Source organism: Klebsiella oxytoca NBRC 105695 (assembly GCF_001598695.1).
In the GTDB taxonomy this organism is placed as follows: domain Bacteria; phylum Pseudomonadota; class Gammaproteobacteria; order Enterobacterales; family Enterobacteriaceae; genus Klebsiella; species Klebsiella oxytoca.
Genome location: NZ_BCZK01000007.1, coordinates 141,655 through 163,303, shown reverse-complemented (window position 1 = coordinate 163,303; position 21,649 = coordinate 141,655). Strand labels below are relative to the sequence as shown.

The 21,649-nt window shown below is 57.8% G+C and carries 21 protein-coding genes; 8 read left to right on the top strand and 13 right to left on the bottom strand.

The genetic code is table 11. The features are described 5' to 3' along the window. Position 1: 1 nt before the first annotated feature. Complete coding sequence (scpB, locus tag KO1_RS14190) at positions 2 to 787, top strand: methylmalonyl-CoA decarboxylase (RefSeq protein ID WP_004105613.1); 786 nt, start codon at positions 2 to 4, stop codon at positions 785 to 787. A 23-nt stretch (positions 788 to 810) separates the two neighbouring features. Then, the gene (gene scpC, locus KO1_RS14185) at positions 811 to 2,277 is read left to right on the top strand and encodes a succinyl-CoA:acetate CoA-transferase ScpC (RefSeq protein WP_126468290.1); all 1,467 of its coding nucleotides are present in this window, start codon (positions 811 to 813) and stop codon (positions 2,275 to 2,277) included. Here scpC and srsR read toward each other — a convergent pair. The 7 genes from srsR to epd all read right to left on the bottom strand — a co-directional run bounded on the left by srsR (position 2,274) and on the right by epd (position 9,379). Then, entirely contained in the window at positions 2,274 to 3,170 is an 897-nt protein-coding gene (srsR, locus tag KO1_RS14180) for a LysR family transcriptional regulator SrsR (RefSeq protein ID WP_024274707.1), read from the bottom strand. The two genes, scpC and srsR, sit on opposite strands and share 4 nt — an antisense overlap. A 120-nt stretch (positions 3,171 to 3,290) precedes the next feature. After that, positions 3,291 to 4,046, bottom strand: coding sequence for an oxidative stress defense protein (locus tag KO1_RS14175; protein ID WP_004105619.1), 756 nt, complete (start codon positions 4,044 to 4,046; stop codon positions 3,291 to 3,293). Between the two features lie 90 nt (positions 4,047 to 4,136). Then, positions 4,137 to 4,772: an arginine exporter ArgO gene (argO, locus tag KO1_RS14170; protein ID WP_024274708.1), complete on the bottom strand. Its 636-nt coding sequence runs from the start codon at positions 4,770 to 4,772 to the stop codon at positions 4,137 to 4,139. 148 nt (positions 4,773 to 4,920) lie between these two features. Continuing rightward, on the bottom strand, positions 4,921 to 5,778 hold the full coding sequence (locus tag KO1_RS14165) for a small-conductance mechanosensitive channel MscS (protein WP_004115311.1): 858 nt from the start codon (positions 5,776 to 5,778) through the stop codon (positions 4,921 to 4,923). A 189-nt stretch (positions 5,779 to 5,967) separates the two neighbouring features. Further along, a complete protein-coding gene (gene fbaA, locus KO1_RS14160) occupies positions 5,968 to 7,047 on the bottom strand; it encodes a class II fructose-bisphosphate aldolase (protein WP_004105626.1) in 1,080 nt (359 codons plus the stop codon). A 97-nt stretch (positions 7,048 to 7,144) separates the two neighbouring features. Beyond that, positions 7,145 to 8,308 (bottom strand): phosphoglycerate kinase, encoded by a 1,164-nt coding sequence (gene pgk / locus KO1_RS14155; RefSeq protein ID WP_004105627.1) that lies wholly within the window; start codon positions 8,306 to 8,308, stop codon positions 7,145 to 7,147. Positions 8,309 to 8,359: 51 nt separating this feature from the next. Then, positions 8,360 to 9,379 (bottom strand): erythrose-4-phosphate dehydrogenase, encoded by a 1,020-nt coding sequence (gene epd, locus KO1_RS14150; RefSeq protein WP_016809857.1) that lies wholly within the window; start codon positions 9,377 to 9,379, stop codon positions 8,360 to 8,362. A 377-nt stretch (positions 9,380 to 9,756) separates the two neighbouring features. On the opposite strand from epd, the gene KO1_RS14145 reads away from it, so the two are divergent. From KO1_RS14145 to KO1_RS14125, 5 genes are read left to right on the top strand one after another with little or no spacing between them, the layout of a single operon-like run. After that, positions 9,757 to 10,182 carry a PPC domain-containing DNA-binding protein gene (locus KO1_RS14145; RefSeq protein WP_004105632.1) on the top strand — a complete coding sequence of 142 codons (426 nt, stop codon included), beginning with the start codon at positions 9,757 to 9,759 and terminating at the stop codon, positions 10,180 to 10,182. Between the two features lie 22 nt (positions 10,183 to 10,204). Continuing rightward, on the top strand, positions 10,205 to 10,783 hold the full coding sequence (locus KO1_RS14140; RefSeq protein ID WP_004115317.1) for an ECF transporter S component: 579 nt from the start codon (positions 10,205 to 10,207) through the stop codon (positions 10,781 to 10,783). Then, a complete protein-coding gene (locus tag KO1_RS14135; RefSeq protein WP_004115319.1) occupies positions 10,784 to 11,491 on the top strand; it encodes an energy-coupling factor transporter transmembrane component T in 708 nt (235 codons plus the stop codon). After that, on the top strand, positions 11,479 to 12,156 hold the full coding sequence (locus KO1_RS14130) for an ABC transporter ATP-binding protein (RefSeq protein WP_004115322.1): 678 nt from the start codon (positions 11,479 to 11,481) through the stop codon (positions 12,154 to 12,156). The genes KO1_RS14135 and KO1_RS14130 overlap by 13 nt, the downstream gene beginning before the upstream one ends. Next, entirely contained in the window at positions 12,150 to 12,806 is a 657-nt protein-coding gene (locus KO1_RS14125; protein ID WP_024274709.1) for an ABC transporter ATP-binding protein, read from the top strand. The genes KO1_RS14130 and KO1_RS14125 overlap by 7 nt, the downstream gene beginning before the upstream one ends. 211 nt (positions 12,807 to 13,017) lie before the next feature. Here the strand turns inward: KO1_RS14125 and tkt are convergent, their stop codons facing one another. After that, a complete protein-coding gene (gene tkt / locus KO1_RS14120) occupies positions 13,018 to 15,009 on the bottom strand; it encodes a transketolase (RefSeq protein WP_023321623.1) in 1,992 nt (663 codons plus the stop codon). Between the two features lie 280 nt (positions 15,010 to 15,289). Between tkt and loiP the strand changes: the two genes are divergently transcribed. Continuing rightward, positions 15,290 to 16,048 carry a metalloprotease LoiP gene (gene loiP, locus KO1_RS14115; RefSeq protein WP_017145438.1) on the top strand — a complete coding sequence of 253 codons (759 nt, stop codon included), beginning with the start codon at positions 15,290 to 15,292 and terminating at the stop codon, positions 16,046 to 16,048. A 132-nt stretch (positions 16,049 to 16,180) separates the two neighbouring features. Here the strand turns inward: loiP and KO1_RS14110 are convergent, their stop codons facing one another. Genes KO1_RS14110 through KO1_RS14090 form a run of 5 tightly spaced genes read right to left on the bottom strand, consistent with a single transcriptional unit; the run spans position 16,181 to position 21,643 of the window. Continuing rightward, positions 16,181 to 17,821, bottom strand: a complete 1,641-nt coding sequence (locus tag KO1_RS14110; protein ID WP_017145437.1) for a thiamine pyrophosphate-binding protein — start codon at positions 17,819 to 17,821, stop codon at positions 16,181 to 16,183. Between the two features lie 14 nt (positions 17,822 to 17,835). Then, positions 17,836 to 19,305 (bottom strand): aldehyde dehydrogenase, encoded by a 1,470-nt coding sequence (locus tag KO1_RS14105; RefSeq protein WP_023321626.1) that lies wholly within the window; start codon positions 19,303 to 19,305, stop codon positions 17,836 to 17,838. Between the two features lie 15 nt (positions 19,306 to 19,320). Next, positions 19,321 to 20,085 (bottom strand): aspartate dehydrogenase, encoded by a 765-nt coding sequence (locus KO1_RS14100; RefSeq protein WP_004115341.1) that lies wholly within the window; start codon positions 20,083 to 20,085, stop codon positions 19,321 to 19,323. A 9-nt stretch (positions 20,086 to 20,094) separates the two neighbouring features. Further along, the gene (locus KO1_RS14095) at positions 20,095 to 20,889 is read right to left on the bottom strand and encodes an SDR family oxidoreductase (RefSeq protein WP_023321627.1); all 795 of its coding nucleotides are present in this window, start codon (positions 20,887 to 20,889) and stop codon (positions 20,095 to 20,097) included. Continuing rightward, positions 20,873 to 21,643, bottom strand: a complete 771-nt coding sequence (locus KO1_RS14090) for an alpha/beta fold hydrolase (protein WP_004105657.1) — start codon at positions 21,641 to 21,643, stop codon at positions 20,873 to 20,875. Before KO1_RS14090 ends, KO1_RS14095 begins: the two co-directional genes overlap by 17 nt. Positions 21,644 to 21,649: the final 6 nt, after the last annotated feature.

Below are 21,649 nucleotides of genomic sequence, written 5' to 3'. Positions count from 1 at the left end.
TATGTCTTATCAATATGTTAACGTCGAAATTATCCAGAAGGTTGCGGTGATTGAGTTCAACTATAGCCGCAAGCTTAACGCCTTAAGCAAGGTGTTTATCGACGACCTGATGCAGGCGTTGAGCGACCTCAACAGGCCGGAAATTCGCTGCGTCATTTTACGCGCGCCTGGCGGATCAAAAGTTTTCTCCGCCGGCCATGACATCCACGAATTACCCGGCGGACGCCGCGATCCGCTTTCGTATGACGATCCGCTGCGCCAGATTACCCGCATGATCCAAAAATATCCGAAACCGGTGATCTCCATGGTCGAAGGGAGCGTCTGGGGCGGCGCGTTTGAGATGATCATGAGCTCCGATCTGATCATCGCCGCCAGTACGTCAACGTTCTCCATGACGCCGGTGAATCTCGGCGTGCCCTACAACCTGGTCGGCATTCACAATCTGACCCGTGACGCTGGCTTTCATATCGTGAAAGAGCTGATTTTCACCGCCCTGCCGATTACCGCCCAGCGCGCGCTGGCGGTCGGTATTCTCAATCACGTGGTGGACGCTGGCGAACTGGAAGATTTTACCTTACAGATGGCGCACCACATTGCCGAGAAAGCGCCGCTGGCGATAGCGGTCATTAAGGAAGAGCTGCGCGTGCTTGGCGAGGCGCACACCATGAATTCCGATGAGTTCGAACGTATTCAGGGAATGCGCCGCGCCGTCTACGACAGTGAGGATTATCGGGAAGGCATGAGCGCGTTTATGGAAAAGCGTAAACCTGAATTCGTCGGCCATTAATCATCCCGGTTAAGGAGTGCAAAATGAAACGGATGAGCGCCGATGAAGCGGCGGAGATTATCCAGCACGACCAGATGGTGGCGTTCAGCGGCTTCACTCCCGCCGGTTCGCCCAAAGCGCTGCCCGCGGCTATCGCTCGCCGCGCCGGTGAGTTACATCGGGCGCAGAAGCCTTTCCAGATCCGCCTGCTGACCGGCGCGTCAATTAGCGCCGCCGCCGATGATGCATTATCGGCAGCCGATGCCGTCTCGTGGCGCGCGCCGTATCAGACCGCGTCGGGCCTGCGGCAAAAAATCAATCAGGGGAAAGTGAAGTTTGTCGATCTGCACCTGAGCGAAGTGGCGCAAATGGTTAACTACGGCTTCTTTGGTGAGATTGATGTCGCGGTGATCGAAGCCTCGGCTATCGCGCCGGACGGGCGGGTCTGGCTCACCAGCGGTATCGGCAACGCGCCCACCTGGCTGCTACGGGCGAAGAAAGTGATCATCGAACTCAATCATTATCACAGCCCTCGGGTTGCCGAGCTGGCCGATATCGTGCTCCCCGGCGCCCCGCCGCGGCGCAACAGCATCGCCATCTTTCATGCGATGGATCGCGTGGGTAGCCGGTACGTGCAAATCGATCCGAAAAAAATTGTCGCGGTCGTGGAGACCGAACTGCCCGACGCCGGAAACCTGCTCGATAAAAATAATCCGGTTTGTCAGAAAATTGCCGATAACGTGGTCACCTTTCTGCTGGAAGAGATGGCTCACGGGCGCATCCCGCCTGAATTTTTGCCGCTGCAAAGCGGCGTGGGTAATATCAATAACGCGGTCATGGCGCGGCTGGGTGAGAATCCGGATATTCCCTCTTTTATGATGTACTCCGAGGTCTTACAGGAGTCGGTAGTCCATCTACTGGAAACAGGGAAAGTCACCGGCGTCAGCGCCTCCAGCCTGACAATATCCGCCGATTCGTTGCGCAAGATTTACGCCAATATGGATTTCTTCGCCAGCCGCATTGTCCTGCGCCCGCAGGAGATCTCCAATCATCCGGAAATTATCCGCCGTCTGGGGGTTATCGCCCTCAACGTGGGGCTGGAGTTTGACATCTACGGACACGCCAATTCCACGCACGTAGCCGGGGTGAATCTGATGAACGGCATCGGCGGTAGCGGCGATTTTGAACGCAACGCCTGGCTCTCTATCTTTATGGCGCCGTCCATCGCCAAAGACGGGAAGATCTCCACTATCGTGCCGATGTGCAGCCATGTCGATCACAGCGAGCACAGCGTGAAGGCGATCGTTACCGAGCAGGGTATCGCCGATCTGCGCGGGCTGTCGCCGCTGCAGCGCGCCCGCGCTATCATTGATAACTGCGCGCATCCGCTCTACCGGGACTATTTACATCGCTATCTACAGAGCGCTCCCGGCGGGCATATTCACCACGACCTCACCCACGCCTTCGACCTGCATCGTAATCTGCTTGAGCACGGTTCAATGCTCGGTTAGCCCTCCGTACCGTCGCGATCTTCAGTTATGTGCTGAAGCATCGTGGCGGTATAGCGATGGTTTTTCAGCGAATAGAGATACTCCTGCATATACATGGCGCTACCGGGCGCGTCGAAGTACTTCAGCTTCGCCGGATTTACCAGACGCCAGGCGAAGTAAGGAATAACCGTTAAAAACTGCCCCCGCTCTACGGCGCTAATTTTCGCCATAAAGCTATAGGGGCGATAGATAACCGTCGGGTTGATTCCGCAGGGGCGCATATAGGCGTCCAGCATCGCCTCAAAATTGGCCCGATTCTGGAAACGCATCTGCAGCCAGGGCAGTTCACGTAACAGATCCTGCGACGGCTTATCTTCATAACGGCGGGAAACAAGAAACCCCAGACGCAGCGGCGCCAGCTCGCTGATGGTCAGATTTTCCAGCTCCTGCACGCGGGGCGAAACATGCTGCGGCGAAATAATAAAATCCAGCTGACGGTCGAAAAGATTATCAATCACGCCATTCTCGCTGAACTCCACGGCTTGGGTGGTCACGCCATCGTATTTATCGCCCAGGCTGATGAGCTGGTCGAAAATTATCGTCGGATAGGTGTTGTCGATGCCGATAACAACGTTGCGCGAGCGGCGCGCGGAATAGTGTATTTCGTTATCGATGGCCGATAAGCGCTGGTAAATAGGAAACAGCTTCTGATAGAGCTCCTGCCCCGCTTTATTGAGACTGATGCTGTTATCTTTGCGGGTAAATAACGTATAGCCGATCTGATCCTCAAGCGCAGCAATGCTTTTGCCAAAGGGCGATGCGGTCATATGGATTTTTTCCGCCGCTCTGGCGATGTTATTGGTCTGCGCCAACAGAATGAAATTGCGCATCTTTTTAGAAATAAAGATATCCATGCTCACCTCACAGGAAAACAGGGATCTATCCTTACCTCATTCAGGGAAAAGACTTGTGCTGCGCTCTCATTTTTACAGATAGTCACAGAAAAAGCCCGGCGCGAAGGCCGGGCGGGAGGATTACTGCGCTGCTTTTGGCTCTTCAGCCGGTTTCGCTGGCGACGCAGGCTGGGTCGGCTGCAGCTCAAACACCACGTCCACCTGGTCATCAAACTGAATGGTCGCCTGCTCGTAGCTTTCCTGAGCAGATACCGGCGCCGCATCGGCTTTCATCATCCGCACCATCGGGCTCGGCTGGTAGTTGGAGACATGATAGCGAACGCTATAAACCGGCCCCAGTTTGCCGTGGAATCCGCTAGCCAGCTCCTGAGCCTGATGAATCGCATCGTCAATCGCCGCTTTTCGCGCCTTATCTTTGTAAGCGTCCGGCTGCGCCACGCCCAGTGAGACCGAACGGATCTCGTTCAGACCGGCTTTTAATGCCCCATCTAACAACCCGTTGAGCTTATCCAGCTGGCGCAGCGTGACTTCAACGCTACGCACCGCGCGATAGCCCTTAAGAATGCTTTTGCCGTTCTGATAATCATAATCAGGCTGGGTACGCAGGTTGGCAGAGTTAATGTCTTTCTTCGCAATGCCGCTCTTCTCCAGGAAGGAGAGATACTGGGCCACGCGTTCATCTGCCTGTTTTTTAGCGGATGCCGCATCTTTCGCGGAGACGTTAACTTCAATCGCCAGCGTGGCGATATCAGGAACCGCAGCGACGCTGGCGGTACCTGAAGTAACAATATGTGGGCCGTTTGGCAATTCATTGGCCTGAACTGCCATTGCGCTAAATCCGAGTGCCGCCGCCAGGGCCATGACTTTTAACTTCACTGTCGTTTCTCCATCTTACATTGGTCGTCTATACGCAGACGCATGCCTGCAAGCTTAGCGCTTACGCGGAGAAAGTCCATCGGACAAGGCTTAGTTAAGCAGCGCCTGCACATGAGCGAAGCCGTCTTTCGCCAGCTTCAGCGCGATGATCCACATGACCAGACCGACCAGCACGTTGATAATTCGCTGCGCTTTTGCCGTGCGCAGGCGCGGGGCCAGCCAGGCGGCCAGCAGGGCCAGACCAAAGAACCATAAGAATGAGGCGCTGATGGTGCCCAGGGCAAACCAGCGCTTTGGCTCCATCTCCAGCTGTCCGCCGAGGCTTCCAAGCACCACAAACGTATCCAGATAAACGTGAGGATTCAGCCAGGTCACCGCCAGCATGGTGACGATGATTTTCCAGCGCCCCTGCTTCATCACCTCCGCGCTGGCCAGCTCCAGATTGCTGCTAAAGGCCGTTTTCAGCGCGCCAAAACCGTACCACAATAAAAAAGCGACGCCGCCCCAGGTCACCAGCGCCAGCAGCCACGGGGACTGCATCAGCAGCGCGCTGCCGCCAAAAATTCCGGCGCAGATAAGCAGCAGATCGCTGATGGCGCATAGCAAAGCAATCATCAGATGGTACTGACGACGAATACCCTGATTCATCACAAAAGCGTTTTGCGGACCGAGCGGCAAAATCATAGCCGCTCCCAGGGCAAGGCCCTGAAAGTAATACGATAACATCGAGAGGAATTTCCACTGAAAGAGTCAATGCTGGGGAATATAGCGTGCGGAAATCATTAGAGGAAATTGAAAATTTTAATCGCTAATAAGGACGACTAATACTGGGTACAAAAAAGGCCGGATATACCGGCCTGTATTAAAAGGGAAATTATTCTGCTTTTTCCTGCGGACGAATGACATGAACGTCCATCTGCGGATACGGGAAGCTGATGCCGTTGGCGTCAAAATCGCGCTTAATACGCTCCAGGACGTCCCAGTACACGCTTTGCAGATCGCTGCTCTTACTCCATACGCGCACCACGTAGTTCACAGATGAAGCGCCCAGTTCATTCAGGCGAACGGTCATTTCACGATCTTTGAGAATACGTTCATCCGATTCGATGATGTTGGTGAGCAGCTGCTTCACTTGGTCGATGTCCGCATCGTAGGCCACGCCGATAATAAACTCGTTGCGACGTACCGGCTCGCGAGAGAAGTTGATGATATTCCCGGCAATGATTTTACCGTTCGGTACCACCACAATTTTGCCATCTGCGCTGCGCAGGGTCGTGGAGAAAATCTGCACGTTCAGCACGGTACCCGCGATACCGCCAAGGTCAACGTATTCACCAGCGCGGAATGGGCGGAAAACGACCAGCAGGACCCCAGCGGCAAGGTTAGACAGCGACCCCTGCAGCGCCAGACCGACGGCTAAGCCCGCGGCGCCAAGTACCGCGATAACCGAAGCGGTTTGCACACCCACGCGGCCGAGGGCGGCGATCAGCGTGAAAGCAATGACGGCGTAGCGTACCAGCGCAGAAAGAAAATCGGCAACGGTGGCATCAATATGTCGAGCCCGCATCAGGCGATTGACGGTGTTGGAAACAATCCGCGCCACGATCAAACCAACAATAATAATCGCGATGGCCGCGACAATGTTGACGGCATAGCTCAGCAGTAATGCCTGATTGCGCACCAGCCATGAACCGGCGTTATTTATGCTATCGACAACGTTCAAATCTTCCATTCAACTTTCCTTATGGATACCCGGACGGGAAATAAAATAACCAAACCTGATAATTGCAAACAGGTTAAGGGTAAACAAAAAGAGTCCGTTTTGCCAAATTGATCACATTTATTTAGCAACATTTCATGTCGTTGAGATAATAAAAAAGCCCGCATTTCTGCGGGCTTCCGGGTAAGAAACGAAACTTTCTTACAGAACGTCGATCGCGTTCAGCTCTTTAAATGCCTGCTCCAGACGAGTCACCATGGACGTCTGTGCAGCGCGCAGCCATACGCGCGGATCGTAGTATTTCTTGTTCGGCTGGTCTTCGCCTTTCGGGTTGCCCAGCTGACCCTGCAGGTAAGCTTCGTTAGCTTTGTAGTACTGCAGGATACCGTCCCAGGTTGCCCATTGGGTATCGGTATCGATGTTCATTTTGATCACGCCGTAGCTTACGGAGTCTTTGATTTCCTGAGCGGAAGAACCGGAACCGCCGTGGAAGACGAAGTTCAGGCTGTTGTGCGGCAGGTTATGTTTCTTAGAAACGTATTCCTGAGAGTCGCGCAGGATAGTCGGGGTCAGCACCACGTTGCCCGGCTTGTAAACACCGTGTACGTTACCGAAGGAAGCGGCGATGGTGAAACGCGGGCTGATTTTGCTCAGCTCAGTGTAGGCGTAATCAACGTCTTCCGGCTGGGTATACAGAGCGGAAGCGTCCATGTGGCTGTTGTCCACGCCGTCTTCTTCGCCGCCGGTGCAGCCCAGTTCGATTTCCAGAGTCATGTCCATTTTGGCCATACGCGCCAGGTACTTAGAACAGATCTCGATGTTTTCGTGCAGGGACTCTTCAGACAGGTCAATCATGTGAGAAGAGAACAGCGGTTTACCGGTCGCGGCGAAGTGTTTTTCACCCGCGTCCAGCAGACCGTCGATCCACGGCAGCAGTTTCTTAGCGCAGTGGTCAGTGTGCAGGATAACCGGAACACCGTAGTGTTCAGCCATCTGATGAACGTGATGCGCGCCAGAGATAGCGCCCAGGATGGCTGCGCCCTGAGGAACGTCAGTTTTCACGCCTTTGCCCGCGATGAACGCTGCGCCGCCGTTAGAGAACTGAACGATAACCGGAGAACGAACTTTTGCAGCTGCTTCCAGAACGGCGTTGATGGAATCAGTACCCACGCAGTTTACCGCTGGCAGAGCAAAGTTGTTTTCTTTAGCTACCTGGAACACTTTCTGAACGTCGTCGCCAGTGATGACGCCCGGTTTTACGAAATCAAAAATTTTAGACATGTTACGTAGTCCTGTATCTGTATCTTCGACCGTTGAAGAAGGTTCGCGAGCTTTTACGCGCGCTGAAAAACAGGCGGGTCTCCCCGCCTGAACTGAATTACTGCTTAGCGCGCTCTTCGAGCATGGCTACTGCCGGCAGAACTTTACCTTCCACGAATTCGAGGAATGCGCCGCCGCCGGTGGAGATGTAGGAGATTTTGTCAGCAATGCCGAACAGGTCGATTGCTGCCAGGGTGTCGCCGCCGCCTGCGATGGAGAACGCTTCGCTATCTGCGATGGCGTTAGCCACGATTTCAGTCCCTTTGCGGAAGTTCGGGAATTCGAACACGCCGACCGGGCCATTCCACAGGATGGTTTTGGCGTTTTTCAGGATTTCAGCCAGTTTCTCTGCGGAAGCATCGCCCAGGTCCAGAATCTGCTCGTCATCTTTAATGTCGTTAACAGATTTCAGGGTAGCGGTTGCGGTTTCAGAGAACTCGGTCGCTACGCGAACGTCAGTCGGAACCGGGATATCGCAGGTCGTCAGGAGGCGTTTAGCTTCGTCAACCAGATCGGCTTCGTACAGGGATTTACCCACGTTGTGGCCCTGAGCGGCAACGAAGGTGTTGGCGATGCCGCCGCCGACGATCAGCTGGTCAGCGATTTTAGACAGGGAGTCCAGAACGGTCAGTTTAGTGGAAACTTTAGAACCACCGACGATAGCCACCATCGGACGAGCCGGTTCTTTCAGCGCTTTACCCAGGGCGTCCAGCTCAGCGGCCAGCAGCGGACCTGCACAAGCGACGTCAGCGAATTTGCCGATACCGTGAGTAGAAGCCTGCGCGCGGTGAGCAGTACCGAACGCATCCATAACGAAGACATCGCACAGCGCAGCGTATTTTTTCGACAGCGCTTCGTCATCTTTTTTCTCGCCTTTGTTAAAGCGAACGTTTTCCAGAACCACCAGCTCGCCGGCAGCGACTTCAACGCCGTCCAGGTAATCTTTAACCAGACGTACCGGGTTAGACAGTTTGTCTTTCAGGTAGTTAACAACCGGCAGCAGAGAGAATTCTTCGTTGTACTCGCCTTCGGTAGGACGACCCAGGTGGGAAGTGACCATCACTTTCGCACCCTGTTTCAGGGCCAGTTCGATGGTCGGCAGAGAAGCACGGATACGCGCATCGCTGGTTACTTTCCCTTCTTTAACCGGTACGTTCAGATCCGCACGGATAAAAACGCGTTTACCAGCCAGATCCAGATCGGTCATCTTAATTACAGACATGGTGAATCCTCTCGTTGATTCTTGATAAAGTTTTGCAGGCGCCTGAGCGCCTTACCTGAAACCTTGTGCGGCCATCGCTAACGTGGTGTCGAGCATCCGGTTAGCAAAGCCCCATTCGTTATCGCACCAGACCAGCGTTTTGATCAAATGCGCGCCACTTACCCGCGTTTGCGTGCCATCGACGATGGCGCTATGCGGATCGTGGTTGAAATCTATCGAGACTAACGGCAATTCCGTATAGTCAACTATACCATGAAATGCACCCTGTGCTGCTTTTTGCAGCAACTGGTTGACTTCACTCGCTTTTACCGGTTTTTTCACCGTGACGCTAAGGTCGATCGCCGTCACATTAATCGTCGGTACACGGACCGCGATAGCTTCAAAGCGATCGTTAAACTGAGGGAAAATACGCGTGATCCCCGCAGCAAGCTTAGTATCAACCGGGATGATCGACTGACTGGCCGCTCGCGTCCGGCGCAAATCCGGATGGTAAGCATCGATAACCTGCTGATCGTGCATCGCGGAGTGAATCGTGGTTACCGTTCCTGACTCTATGCCGTAGGCATCATCTAACAGCTTAATGACCGGAATAATGCAGTTGGTGGTGCAGGAGGCGTTGGAGACGATACGGTGCTCAGCGCGCAGCTCATCATGGTTGACGCCAAACACGATCGTCGCGTCGAGATCGTTGCCGCCAGGATGTGAAAAGAGCACTTTCTTCGCGCCGGCCCGCAGATGGGCTTCGCCATGCTCGCGGCTGCCATAAGCGCCGGTGCAGTCAAGCACCACATCAACCGCCAGTTCCCGCCAGGGCAACGCCTCAAGGGAAGATTCATGCAGCAGACGGATGGCGTCATCGCCGACAAACAGCTGCTCTCTCTCCTGGCGCACATCCCAGGCAAAGCGTCCATGGCTGGTGTCATATTTCAATAAATGCGCGATGCCGGCAGCATCCGCCAGTTCATTGATTGCCACCACGGTGATTTCCGCACGACGTCCGGATTCATACAAAGCACGAACCACGTTACGCCCGATGCGACCGAAGCCATTAATCGCAATGCGTATGGTCATAGGTCTCCTGCAAGGCTATCCATGATATGAGGTGGCTGACAGAGTAATGCAGCGACGCTCTAAGGGGAACCTTACCTGTCGCAAACTGCGACTGATTGATTAATTGTCGAACATTTAGACGACTGAAACGCTTCAGCTAGAATAAGCCAAACGAGGAATAAAAGGAATGATTGTCCAGCTGGAGAAACCATTTATCTGACTTACATCACACTTTTACCCCTTCTGGGGCGGCATTTATTCCATATTCCAGAATTACGAATAAGCGTAGCAAGATCTTTTCGTTGTCGTGCCGCAATTACTGATTTATATCAGAAACCATACTGAACAGCGGCGATATTATTGCCGCTACGTCCGAGTCTCGGAGTCCCTCGAAAAAGATGACCATTCCCCACTTGCAGCCCTCTGCGGCACGTTACTATGCGCTTCGCTTACTTCCGGGCGAGGAGGTTTTTTCACGCCTGCGCGCCTTCCTGCAACTGCACCATATTCAGGCAGCCTGGATCGCCGGCTGTACCGGTAGCTTAAGCAATGCGGCACTACGTTTTGCCGGCCAGGATGAGACCACCTTACTGAACGGAACCTACGAGGTTATCTCGCTGAATGGCACGCTGGAATTGAAAGGAGAACATCTTCATTTAGCGATATCCGATCCGCAAGGCGCGATGCTCGGCGGCCATATGATGCCCGGCTGTACCGTCCGCACCACCCTTGAGCTGGTGATAGGCGAACTGACCTCCCTGGCATTTAGCCGTCAGCCTTGCGCGCTTTCCGGCTATGACGAACTGGTCATCTCATCCCGATAACTTTTCCCTTAAAGAGGTTTCTATGGCTCGTCGCCAATTTACCAGCCAGTCCCTGGTGCTGATTGCGATCGCCGTCGCCATCAACATGATCGGCGGACAGCTCATCAGTATGTTAAAACTTCCCATTTTTCTCGATTCAATCGGCACCTTAATCAGCGCGGTTCTACTCGGACCGGTCATTGGCATGTTGACCGGTTTACTGACCAATCTTCTGTGGGGTCTGCTGACCGATCCGATTGCCGCCGCCTTCGCGCCAGTGGCTATGGTGATTGGCCTGGTTGCCGGATGGCTGGCGAGAGCGGGATGGTTCCGCACTTTACCTAAGGTGATCGTTAGCGGGGTTGTCATTACCCTCGCCGTGACCGTGGTTGCCGTGCCGCTGCGGACGGCGCTGTTTGGCGGCGTGACGGGAAGCGGTGCGGATCTGTTCGTCGCCTGGATGCATTCGGTAGGTCAGAATCTGCTGGAGTCGGTGGCGATTACCGTCTTAGGCGCCAATCTGGTGGATAAAATTCTTACCGCGATTATCGTCTGGACCCTGTTGCGCCAGCTGCCGCTGCGTACGTTGCGCCATTTTCCTGCTATGTCCGCCGTACGCTAAATGCACCCTTTTACCTCCTTAACGCTCTGGGCGCTGGCGGCAGTGACCACGCTGCTGCTACCGACGGATACGGTGCTGCCGGTGTATAGCACCGCGGCGTTTCTTAGTTTAGTGCTGCTAAAAGCGACGCGACGGCGGGCAAAATATGTCGCCTGGCTACTACTCTCGCTGGGCGTTGGCCTGTGGCTGGTCCACGGCGGCTGGTTTACCCAGTGGCTGAGCGGCCAGCCCCGCGACCCGCAGCGCTGGGCGAACGCCATCACGCTGTGGCTGAGAATTTTGGCGATTGTTTCCACGTCACAGCTCTGGATGGAGTACGTACCGGTACAGCGCTTTATTCGCGCCCTGTTTGCCTCACGCCTGCCGCCGGGCGTCGCTTATCTGTTCGCTGGCCCGCTGCTGGTTGTCGAACAGCTAAAGCGCCAGTTGACGATTATCCACGAAGCCCAACGCGCCCGCGGCGTACCGCTGGACGAGAATGGATATCAGCGGCTGCGCGCAATGCCTGCGCTCATTATCCCTCTGACCCATAACGCGCTTAACGATCTGGCGATACGCGGGGCGGCGCTGGATATGCGGGCATTTCGTTTACATCGTCGGCGCACTACGCTTTGGGCGCCGAAAGACAGCACCTTACAACGTCTGGCGCGTTGCGGCATGCTGCTGGCGATGGTCGCTGAAGCGGGAGCCTGGCTATGGTTACGTTAGAGCAGTTCCGTTATCACCCGACCCGGGCAACGGGTCCTTCATCATGCTTTGATTTCCATTATTCGCAGCCCGGCATGGTGGCGATTTTTGGCGATAACGGCAGCGGGAAAAGCACTCTGGCGCAGATCATGGCGGGCTGGTATCCGGATTTTCTGCCCGGCGATATCGAAGGTCATGGTACTCTGCTTGGCATCCCTATTGGACAGCAATCGCTGGTCGAACGGGCGCAGACCATCCAGCTGGTCCAGCAATCCCCCTATCTCCAGCTTTCCGGTTGTACCTTCAGCGTCGAAGAAGAGGTCGCTTTTGGCCCTGAAAATCTTTGCCTTCACGAAGACGAGATTATGCGTCGTGTTGACGCGGCGCTCTCGCTGATGGAGTGCCAGGAGTTACGTCACCGCCATCCGTCCACGCTCTCCGGTGGAGAAACCCAGCGCGTGGCGATCGCCTGCGCGCTGGCTATGCAGCCAACGCTACTGATCCTTGATGAAGCCTTTAGCCGCCTGACGGCGCAAGCTACCGCCATGCTTCTGACACGTCTGCGGGACTGGGCGCTGGAGCAGCATTCACTGATCATCCTTTTTGAACGCACCCCTTCGCCTTTTCTTGCCTGGTGTCAGCAGGGATGGCGACTACATGATGGAGCGCTTTCCCCGCTATGTTGACGTTGAATCAGGTAACCTGGCGCTGGCCCGGCGCGGCGGATGATTGTTTGCAAAACATCTCCCTGACGCTCGGCCAGGGCGAATGGCTGGCGCTTACCGGCGATAACGGCGCGGGAAAATCCACCCTGCTGCGGGTAATGGCCGGGCTGCTGTCGGCAACGTCCGGTAGCGTCAATCTGTTGAATAAGCCGATGGCGCAGTATAAAAATCGTCAGCGCGCCAAAATTATCGGCGTCCTGTTTCAGGAGGCCGAAAACCAGCTCTTCCACAGCAAAGTCTCTGAAGAGGTCGCCTATGGGCTGCGGTTACAGAAATTACCGGCAGTGGAAGTTGCGCAACGCACCGCGGCGGCGCTGCGTTTATGCAGTCTGGAGAGCGTAGCTGATGCGCATCCGCTGGATTTGCATACCGCCCAGCGCCGTATGGTCGCCGTCGCCTGTCTGGAAGCCATGGCGCCAGAGATCCTGCTGCTCGACGAACCCAGCCGCGATTTTGATCGGCACTGGCTGGCAATATTTGAAGCGTGGCTGACGGTTTGCCGCAAAAGAGGAACCAGCGTAGTGGCTATCAGCCATGACGCGGCTTTTACACAGCGGTACTTTTCCCGCCAGGTGCGCCTGGAAAAAGGCAGACTGCTGCGAGTGGTTTAAAAAAAACGGGCCGCCTGAGCGACCCGTTTTATCAGGCTGTGAGAATAATCACAGCTGCGCTTCCGCTCTGGCAACCGCGTTTTTCACGGTGATACCAGATGCTTTTCCCGCTGGCGGTGCCGCGCACCGGTCCGGACTACCCGACCGCGCTGGCCGCGTAGCCCGGGCAAGGCGCGGCTTTACCGCGCCGCCCCCGGGAAGGGGGAAAGGACTACAGCAGCGCTTTCGCTTTCGCGACAACGTTGTCCACGGTGAAGCCAAACTCTTCAAACAGCTGCTCCGCCGGCGCTGACTCACCGAAGGTGGTCATGCCAACGATCGCGCCGTTCAGGCCCACGTATTTGAACCAGTAGTCGGCGATACCCGCTTCGATGGCCACGCGCGCAGAGACCGCTTTCGGCAGCACCGCTTCACGGTAAGCCGCATCCTGCTTGTCGAACGCATCGGTGGACGGCATGGAAACCACGCGCGCCTTCACGCCTTCGGCAGTCAGTTTTTCGTAAGCGGCAACCGCCAGCTCCACTTCAGAGCCGGTGGCGATGAAGATCAGCTCCGGCTGGCCCGCGCAGTCTTTCAGCACGTAGCCGCCGCGGGCGACGTTCGCCAGCTGCTCTTCGGTGCGCTCCTGCTGCGCCAGGTTCTGACGGGAGAGGATCAGCGCGGTCGGGCCGTCCTGACGCTCTACGCCGTATTTCCACGCGATGGCGGATTCCACCTGGTCGCACGGACGCCATGTGGACATGTTCGGGGTGACGCGCAGGGAAGCCACCTGCTCAACCGGCTGGTGCGTCGGGCCGTCTTCGCCCAGACCGATGGAGTCGTGGGTGTAGACCATCACCTGACGCTGCTTCATCAGCGCCGCCATACGTACCGCGTTACGCGCATATTCCACGAACATCAGGAAGGTGGAGGTGTACGGCAGGAAGCCGCCGTGCAGGGCGATACCGTTGGCAATCGCGGTCATGCCGAATTCACGCACGCCGTAGTGGATATAGTTACCGGCAGCGTCTTCGTTGATGGCCTTAGAGCCGGACCACAGGGTCAGGTTACTTGGCGCCAGGTCAGCGGAGCCGCCGAGGAACTCAGGCAGCAGCGGGCCGAAGGCTTCAATGGCGTTCTGCGACGCTTTACGGCTGGCGATTTTCGCCGGGTTAGCCTGCAGCTTCGCGATGAATTCGTTCGCTTTCGCGTCGAAATCAGCCGGCATCTCGCCTTTCATACGGCGGGTGAATTCTGCTGCTTCCTGCGGGAAGGCTCTGGCGTAGGCGGCGAATTTCTCGTTCCACGCGGACTCTTTCGCCTGACCGGCTTCTTTCGCATCCCACTGGGCATAGATTTCAGACGGAATTTCAAACGCCGGGTGTTTCCAGCCGAGCGCTTCGCGGGTCAGCGCGATTTCCGCGTCGCCCAGCGGCGCGCCGTGGGAGTCGTGGGTACCAGCTTTGTTCGGCGAACCGAAACCGATGATGGTTTTGCACATCAGCAGGGACGGTTTGTCGGTGACCGCACGCGCTTCTTCCACCGCGCGTTTAATCGAGTCAGCATCGTGACCGTCAACGCCGCGCACCACGTGCCAGCCGTAGGCTTCAAAGCGCTTCGCGGTGTCATCGGTGAACCAGCCTTCGACGTGACCGTCGATGGAGATGCCGTTGTCGTCATAGAACGCCACCAGCTTGCCCAGTTTCAGGGTACCGGCCAGGGAGCATACCTCGTGAGAGATACCTTCCATCATGCAGCCGTCGCCCATGAACGCATAAGTGAAGTGGTCAACAATGTCGTGGCCCGGGCGGTTGAACTGCGCCGCCAGGGTTTTCTCCGCAATCGCCATCCCCACCGCATTCGCAATGCCCTGCCCCAGCGGTCCGGTAGTGGTTTCCACGCCCGCGGTGTAGCCCACTTCCGGGTGGCCCGGGGTTCTGGAGTGCAGCTGACGGAAGTTCTTCAGCTCTTCGATTGGCAGATCGTAGCCGGTGAGGTGCAGCAGGCTGTAGATCAGCATCGAGCCGTGACCGTTGGACAGCACGAAGCGGTCGCGATCGGCCCAGGACGGGTTCTGCGGATTATGGTTCAGGAAATCACGCCACAGGACTTCGGCAATGTCAGCCATACCCATCGGGGCACCCGGGTGGCCGGATTTGGCTTTCTGTACTGCGTCCATGCTCAGCGCACGAATAGCGTTAGCAAGCTCTTTACGTGAGGACATTTTGACTCCAGATCGGATAATGAAGGCCATGCCCGCAGCGACTTGACGACAGCGCGTTTTGGGCTACGCCGGAAAAAAGTGTGAACAATGTAACCTAAGCGGCAAAGCATGTACATGGAGCATCCTTTTACCGTTTAAGAAATCTCTGGAACACGTTGTGCTACGGCGTAATCCTCTCGCCCGCATTCTCATATAGTATTTATAATTTGCACAGGATACGGCAGGTCAGCCATCGCCGTTTTTTCGGATAAAGAACCATAAGATTGTGGATGATAAAAAAATGAAAATTCGCTCAGCTCTTCTTGCCCTTGGGATCGCAGCAACGCTTACCGGATGTCAGAACATGGACTCCAATGGTCTGCTTAGCTCCGGCGCAGAAGCTTTCCAGGCTTATTCACTCAGCGATGAGCAGGTCAAAGCCCTAAGCGACAAAGCCTGTCAGGAGATGGATGCGAAAGCGACTATCGCGCCTGCCAGCAGTGAATACAGCAAACGTCTGAGTAAAATCGCCGCCGCGCTGGGGGACAACATCAACGGCCAGCCGGTGAACTATAAAGTGTACCAGACCAAGGACGTTAACGCCTTCGCCATGGCTAACGGCTGTATCCGCGTTTACAGCGGACTGATGGATTTGATGAATGATAATGAAGTCGAAGCGGTTATCGGCCACGAAATGGGTCACGTCGCGCTGGGCCATGTGAAGAAAGGCATGCAGGTGGCATTAGGCACCAACGCGGTACGCGCGGCGGCGGCCTCCGCTGGCGGTATCGTCGGCAGCCTGTCGCAGTCGCAGCTGGGCGATCTTGGCGAGAAGCTGGTGAACTCACAGTTCTCCCAGCGTCAGGAGTCCGAGGCGGATGACTACTCGTACGATCTGCTGCGCAAACGCGGAATTAATCCTGCGGGCCTCGCGACCAGCTTCGAAAAACTGGCGAAGCTGGAAGCCGGACGCCAAAGCTCAATGTTTGATGACCACCCGGCATCGGAAGAACGCGCTCAGCATATCCGCGATCGCATGAAGGCCGACGGGATTAAGTAAGCCCCGGCGGACTCTCACTGTTTATAGTGAAGAGGAACGCCTTGCGGAGTCCCCCCTCTCCCGGTAAGGAGAGGGTTTGGGCCCTCTAGCCGGGCGTTTTCCCCGGAGGCGGCATGCGGGCTCGCCGGCAGATTAGTACAGCGTCTTTTGCGGCGGCCCGGCAAAACGCAGCGCGCCGATCTGGCCCATCTTCACTTCCACCACCGACGGCCCCGGCATCGCCAGCGCTTCAGTCATCACCGCCTGGAAATCATCCGCCCGATCGACGCTCCAGGCCTGCAGACCGATGGCCTGCGCCAGCAGCGTAAAGTCCGGCGTATGCAGCTCGTTATAATACTGGCGGCCGCCAAAGTACTTATCCTGAATACCGCGCATCACGCCGTAGCCGCCGTCATTCATAATCAGCAGCGTCACGTTAGCCTTCTCCTGTGCCAACGTCGCCAGCTCGCCGAGGTTCAGGCTCAGTCCGCCGTCGCCGACCAGCCCCACCACTTTACGCTGCGGATTAGCAATTGCGGTGCCGATCGCCATCGGCAGCCCCATACCGATAGCACCGGCCAGAGAATGAATATTCATCAGCGGACCGTGGGCGCGAAACAGGCGGCTCCCCCACAGGCTGCCGGACACGGTAATATCGCGAACCAGGATACCGTTCTCCGGCAGCGCCTGCGCGATAGCGTCATTTAATCTGGCGTAATCACCGCACTGTTCGCGCAGCCCCTGCTCCGCCATCGCCACCGCTTCTTTTATTTGGCTATCCCAGCGCGCGTCGCCCCATATTCGCCCCTGCGCTCGTTCCGCCAGCGCGTCTAAAAACGCGCTGCAGTCCGCCACCAGCGTATTGTCCATCAGATAGTTACGGCTGGCCGCCGCCGGGTCGATATCAATCTGTACCCGCGGCGCGGGCAGTTCCAGCGTCCATGAGCGCGTTTCGTTACTGCGCAGACGTGAACCAGCGACAAGTGTGAAATCACATTGTGAAATCAACGCTTCAACCGATGGGGAATTGTGAAATGCGCGCAGGCTGGCGCGGTGGCTATCCGGCAGAATACCGCGGCCATGGGTGCTGGAAATCACCGTCATCCCGGCATCGGCCAGCGTCTTCACCGCCTCGCAGCTCTCTAAAGCGCCGCCGCCGAGCCACAGCAGCGGCCGCTTCGCCTGCTTAAGCTGCGCCCACAGCGCATCAACCATTGCCTCTTCAGCTTCCGCCACCGGTGGCGTTTTCAGCGGCGCGGTCAGCAGCGAAAGCGGAATTTTCACGCTTTGAATATCGATCGGAATTTCAACCGAGACCGGACCGCACGGCGGCGTTTGCGCATCCTGAATCGCTTTATGCAGGAGCGCTACCGCCTGATTGGCGTTACTGATACGGTATGCGCGCTTTGAGCTGGCTTTCAGGAAGGTCAGCTGATCGCGGGTTTCGTGAATAAACCCGGTGTCGGCATCCAGCCAGGCCTTTTCGACCTGACCGGTCAGGTGCAGCAGCGGCGTGCCGGCGTTCATTGCCTCAACCAACGCGCCGACGGCGTTGCCCGCCCCGGCGCCGGTGCTGGTCAGCGCCACGCCGAGCCCGGAAAAACGCCCGTGGGCGTCGGCCATGGTCACCGATCCCGCCTCCCCGCGCGCCGGGACGAAGCGGATTTTTTCCCGCTGGCCGACGGCATCGGCGATCGGCAGATTGTGAATAGAAATGACGCCATATATGGCTTCAACGTGATACTGCTCCAGCGTTCTGGCGATGGCGTCGCCGACGGTTATCATTTCACTCATTGCTCACCCTTCTCTCAATCACACCAGTGGTTGACGCTATTACCCGTCGCCAGATAAATACTCTTCTGCTGCATCCAGGCCTTCAGGCCCTGGATACCTTTTTCGCGGCCCAGACCGCTCTCTTTAAATCCCCCAAACGGGGTGGAAATAGAGAAAACCTTGTAGGTGTTGATCCACACCGTACCGGCCTCCAGCTGTTCGCTCAGGCGCAGGGCGCGGCCGGTATCGCGCGTCCAGATCCCCGCGGCCAGCCCGAACACCGAATCATTGGCCTCGCGGATCAGCGCCGCTTCGTCGCGAAAGCGCATCGCCACCAGTACCGGCCCAAAGATCTCTTCCTGACAGACGCGAGCCCGGTTGTTGAGTCCCTCGACGATCGTCGGCAGGAAGTAGCTGCCCGCCGCCAGCGCCGGATCCGCCGGGATCTCGCCGCCGCACAGCACGCTACCGCCTTCGCGCTTCGCCAGCTCGACATACTCCAGCACGCTCTGACGATGCTTATCGTTAATCAGCGGTCCGACGTGGGTATCCCCGCTAAACGGGTGGCCCACCCGCAGCCCTCGGGTTAATTCCAGCAGGCGGGCCATTAATTGCGGATAGACTTTTTCATCAATGAACAGACGCGATCCGGCGATACAGGCCTGGCCGCCGGAGCTGAATATGCCGTAGCAGATGCCCCGCGCCGCCTGTTCGATGTCGGCATCTTCCAGCACAATAGTTGGCGATTTTCCGCCCAGCTCCAGCGACGCCGGGATCAGCTTTTCCGCCGCCACGTGCGCCAGATGCCGCCCGGTAGCGGTACCGCCGGTAAAGGAAATTTTGCGCACCTTAGGATGGCGAGCCAGCGCATCGCCAATGACCGAGCCTTTTCCGGGCAGAACGCTCAGCAGCCCGGGAGGTAATCCGGCCTGTGCAAAAATCTTCGCCAGCTCCAGCGCCATCAGCGGCGTCGCTTCCGCCGGCTTGAGGATCACCGCGTTACCGGCGGCGATGGCCGGAGCCACCTTCTGCATTTCGCTGGCGATGGGCGAGTTCCACGGCGTAATCGCCGCCACTACGCCCAGCGGTTCATAGCGGCTCAAGGTCAGCAGATCCGCCTGACGCGGCGTCGGCAGCTCGCCTTCCAGCAGTTCGCAGGCGGCGGCAAAATAGCGCGCGGTGCCCGCCGCGCTCATGACCAGGCCCCGCGCTTCCGCCAGCGGTTTACCGTTGTCGCGGCTCTGTTTACGGGTTAACTCGTCAATTTGCGCTTCAATCAGATCGGCGACGTTATGCAGGATCTTTGCCCGCTGATGCGGCAGCATGGTCCGCCACGTCGGTTCCCGCCATGCGCGATCGGCGCAGTCGATCGCCTCCTGCAGGTCGTCCAGGCTGGCCGCATATAATGAAGCGTTAAGCGATCCATCCGCCGGAAAGCGGCTGTGCATCAGGTTGCCGCCGCCGCGCCGCCACTGGCCGCCGATAAAAATGTCTAACTCGTCCATCTCAGCCTCTCTGCGTTATGTCAGTTCGCAGCAGGCGCGTACCGCGCTCAGTGCCGCCAGGGTCGACGTTTTGGGATTGCTGGCGAGCGGCAGACCGCTCAGCTCCAGGTGAAACTCGCCGAACAGTCCTTCGGCGTGCAGCGTATGGGTGTTGCGTTGGGTCGTCGGATCCACCATCAGCTGCACCCGGGTGGCATCGAGACCAATACCGCCCAGCGCCACGGTCGCCGCCACGTTGGCATTCGCCGGAAACAGCCGCGCCGCTTCGCGGGCGCTGCCTTCAAAGAAAATGCGCGTTTCATGTACCGCGCTGAGATCGATAAGCTGCTCAGCGTAGCTGCCGCGCCAGCTGGCCGGGCTTTTACGCGACTGATAGGTCACGCGCTCAAGGCCGCCCTCTTTCGCCGCCGCCAGGCCATCAATACCGGCTATCGCGCCCGCCAGCAGCGTGAGCTTGCCGCCCGCCTGGCGAAGGCGCTGTTCCAGTTCGCTATCCGCCAGCGCGCCGGTGGAGATCACCGCCAGATGCCAGCCGCGGGCCAGCACCGCCTCGGCGTACTGCGCTACCGCCTGCTGGCTGGCGCATTCAAGCACCAGATCCGGCGTCCGATCGCACTGCTGCGGATCGCTCAGCGGCGTAACCGCCCCGGCAAACTGCTGGCGGATCGCCGCATGATGCGGCTCGCGAGCCACGATCCAGCCCAGCGACACCTGCGGCGGTAACCGCTCAATGACCGCCTGCGCCATCGCGCCATAGCCGATTAACATCACCTTTTTCATCATCTTTCCTTACAGGTGACGGCAAAAGCCGCCGGACACATCCAGCGCCGCGCCGGTGGTAAACGAAGCCAGCGGCGAAGCGAGAAACAGCAGCGCCTGCGCCGGTTCCTGTGGTTTGCCAAGCCGCGCCATCGGGATCCCGCGCTTACGGGCGATGTCGGCGGTCCACTCTGACCAGCTCTGGCTCTTATCGCTGCGGTCTGCAAAACGGCGCTGCCACTGCCCGGATTCGACCATGCCCAGCAGAATGGAATTGACGCGAATCCCTTTGCCAATCAGATCCTTCGACAGGGTCAGCGTCATATTAAGCAGCGCGGCGCGGGCGGCTGAGGTGGCGATCATGTGCTCTTCCGGCTGCAGCGCCAGCAGCGAGTTCACGCAGGTAATTGAAGCGATGTCCGACCGTTCAAGCTGCGGCTGGAACGCCCTGACCGGATTAATCACCCCGAACAGCTTCAGTTCGGCTTCGTGCAGCCAGGCCTCGCGCGGCGTATCGGCGAAATGGGCGACATAGCCCTGGCCAGCATTGTTTATCAGCATGTCAGCGCCGCCAAAGTGGGCCCCGACCGCATCTGCAAAGGCCTGAACCTCTTGTTCGTTCAGAACGTCGCAGCGCCAGGAAAACACGTCTCCTGCGGGATATTCGTTTAACAGCGCCGCGTGAGCGCTGGCCAGCCGGTCCGGGTTGCGGCCGCAAAAGGCGACTTTCGCCCCTTCGCCCAATAGCAGGCGCAGCGTTTCGAAGCCAATCCCTGACGAGCCGCCGGTGACCACCGCGACGCGTCCTTCAATTTGTGCATTCATCGCGCACCTCTTCCCCTATGCGTAAAAGCTGTTGGTTAAAAAACGTAGCGTTATCGAGATAGCTGGCGTGCCCGGCCTGCGGGATGGCGAGATACGGCATGCCGTAGCGTAGCGCCACCCCTTGCACCAGCTCGGGCTGGGTGATGGCATCCTGCTCGCCGCACCACACGGCGAAGCGGCCGCGATACCCGGCAAGCCAGCGGTGGATGTCGTCGTGCGCCAGCATCCAGGCGGCGGCGAGATAGCCTTCACTGCGCAGCCTGCGCATGCCTGCCGCGACCGTCGCCACATCGGCTTCGCGCGCGCCGGCGCGCAGCAGCTTCGCCGCCCGCCCCTCGGCCATCGCCTCGCCGCCCAGAGCCATTTGCTGCTGACGTCCCTGCCAGATTTTTTCCCGCTGCGCGGCCTCCGCCTGGCCGTAGCCCTGGGCGACGTCGGCCAGCACCAGATACCGCACGCGCTGGGGATATCTGGCGGCGAAAGCGGCGGCGACCAGCGCGCCCAGCGAATGGCCGAGCAGAACGGTTTTCTGCACCCCGGCGCGGTCAAGCATCCGCGCCAGCGCATCGGCGTAGGCGCCGGCATCCGCCCTCGCCGTCGCAAGCATCGGGCTTTCGCCATAACCGGGCATATCCCAGGCCAGCACGCGGTAGCCGGGAAGCGCCATCTGTTTATGCCAGGAGGCCGCGCCGGAACTGATGCCGTGCAGCAGCGTCAGCGGCGTACCGCTTCCTTGTTCACGAAAACCCGTCATCATCCC